This is a genomic window from Variovorax sp. P4_D9 (genome assembly GCF_056401695.1).
The window spans coordinates 1-2,567 of sequence record NZ_JBFUIU010001062.1; the positions used below are offsets into that span (position 1 = coordinate 1).

Sequence of the window (2,567 nt, forward strand, 5' to 3'; positions counted from 1 at the left end):
CACCACCACCACGCGGATGCTCTGGGTCTCGCGGGCGATGTCGGCCGAGCCGTCCATCAGGACGGCGGCGTTGACGCCCTTCATCTGCAGGTTGTTGGTGGAGGCCACGCCCTTAACGATCTTGGCATCGCCGCGCAGGAAGTCGAAGGCGAAGCCGGCGCTGAAGATGTCGCGGAAGTCGAGCGTGAGGCGCCGCGGCAGGGCCTGCAGGCTCAGCACCCCGAGCAGCTTGGCAATGCCCGGGTCGGCCTTCAGGAACTGCCCCGATTCGACGTCGATCTGCAGATTGCCGCCCAGGCTGGGGTAGTCGATCGAGAACGGCGAGCCGGTCCAGTTCATCTCGCCCTCGAGCCGGCCACGGCCGCGCAGCACCACGTCCTTCATGCCGAAGCGGTTCAGCAGGGCGCCGGCATCCGCGATGTCGAGCTTGAAAGCCATCGTGGTGCGGCGCTGCTCGCGTCCCGCGCCGCCGCCGGGCGGCGCCGCCCAGCTGCCCTGAGCATTGAAGGTCGCATCCGGATTGCTGAGGGTCAGCTTGTTCAGCCGCCATTCGCGCCCGACCCCGCCGCGATTCACGGCGTCGATCTCGGCCCGTCCGAGCCGGCGGCCCAGCAGCTCGAAGTCGTCGACCACGATGTCGAGTGCCGGCAGGGTGCTCGGCTGCTCGTCCAGCAGCGACTCGACCGCGGTCGCTTCGTTGGGGGCAATCTTGAGACGGGCCAGGCGCGCATAGAGGCGGCCGGCCTGCGCATGGCGGTATTCGGCATAGCCGCTCAATTCCACGGCGTCGACGTTGGCGCGCCAAAGCTGGCCGTCGCGCGTGCCGCCGAGCACCACGTCGTGCAGCGTGCGGCCGCCGAAGACCAGTTCCTGCGCGCGCAAGGCGATGACCGTAGGCAGATAGGCCAGCGCATCGTCGCCGCTCTCGACGTTGGCCACCGCTTCGGGCGCCTTGCCGGTGGCGGCGCTGAACAGCGACTGCCAGGCGCCCAGGTCGAGCCGCGCGAAGCGCATGTTGGCGAACACGCCGCGCTCCTGCAGCGGCGCGGCCTCGCCGGACTCCAGCCCGATGCCGATGGCACCGCGCAGCACCCGTGCCTCGCGGCCCGAGATGTCGCGCACATAGCTGGCCGTCCCGACCTTGCCGAGCTCGACCGATATCTGGTCGTGGACCAGCGGCGCGGCGCCGGCAGCGCGGGCTTCGCGCAGCACCACCCTCTTCTCGACCCGCAGCGCCATCGGATCCTCGGCCGCCTTGGCCATCGGGGCCGGCAACTGCAGCCCCAGGCCCTGCAGGCTGCTGGTGAGGAGGAATTCGGGGATGCCTTCGCGCACCGAGAAGGTGGCCGCATAGGGCGTGCTGCCGGTCGCGTTCTTCGCCAGCCGGGCCAGCCAGTCGACCTCGCGCGCCGCGCGCAGGCCGTCGGCGCTCGCGGTGCCCTGGACCCGGATGTCCAGCGCCTGCTTGTCCGTGAAGCGGCCGCTGCCTTCGATCCGCATCGCCCCGCCGAGCCCGCGGGCCTGCACCCCGGCCATGGCGAACCCGTTCTCGGTGAAACTCAGGGTGCCGCGCGCCTGGCTCAGGGCCGGCGCGGTGGCCGCCAACTGCAGCTCGTTGTCGCTCAGCACGATGCTGGCCTGCACCTTGGTCTTGTCCATCGCCTCCAAAGGCAGTTCGAGACGCAGCTTGTAGTCTGCATCGCCGGTCGCGCGCATCTCCGCCAGCGTGCCGCCGACCTCGCCGGCCAGCGGCCCGCCGACGCGCAGCAGTTCGCCGAGCGGGCCCTTGGCCTGCGCATCGACCTTGAGCAGCGGCGCATGGTGCGACATGTCGGCGATCTGCGCCTCGGCCCGGGTGACCTCGATCCCCTTCGCGCCGGCGATCCGGCCGCGGGCATTGCGCACCAGCATGCCGGCACGCTCGAACACCAGTTCACCCGATAGGCCCGTGAGCGCCGGCCAGTGGGTGGCCGAGCCCGGGGTCGGCGGCACGTAGGCATAGCTGACGTCGGCGACCTTCGCGGCGATCCGGAAATCGCCTTGCTTGGGGTCCATGAAAGGCATGTCCCAGAGGTCGCCCCGGACCTTGAAGTCGACCGAGCTGGCGGTTCCCCTGGTGACCGCGTCGCGCACGTAGTCGCGCGTCTGCTTGGGGATGTGGAGCGGCAGGTAGCGCCAGACGCGGGTGCCATCGGCACGCGTCAGCCGGCCCTGCAAGTCGAGGATGCCGGGATAGCGATCGGCGCCGCGCGAGACCGCGGGGTCGCTGGTGCGCCAGCTGGCCTGGGCCTCGCCCTCGGCGTCGACGTTCGCGAAACGCAGGTTCGAGACCTGTATTTGCATCGCTCCGCGATCGAGTTTCCATTGCAGCTGCGTCGACAGCCGCTCGATCGGCACCACCGGCTCCTCGAACACGCCTGGCAGGTCGAGCGCGCCATCGGCGATCGACAGGGTGGCGCTGCCGCCGGCCTGGTTGGCATCGAAGTCGAACGTGGCGCCGCGCACGCCGGGWCTTCCGGCCGGCTCGCGCGGCGGCGGCGGCGCGGTCGCGCCCGCAGGCACCGGCG

At 71.0% G+C, this 2,567-nt stretch carries 1 protein-coding gene; it reads right to left on the bottom strand.

Translation table 11 applies throughout. The annotated features are described in order from the left end of the window. The coding region (locus AC1DY5_RS50875) for a YhdP family phospholipid transporter (protein WP_478121892.1) at positions 1–2,505 on the bottom strand (2,505 nt) is incomplete at its 3' end. Positions 2,506–2,567: the final 62 nt, after the last annotated feature.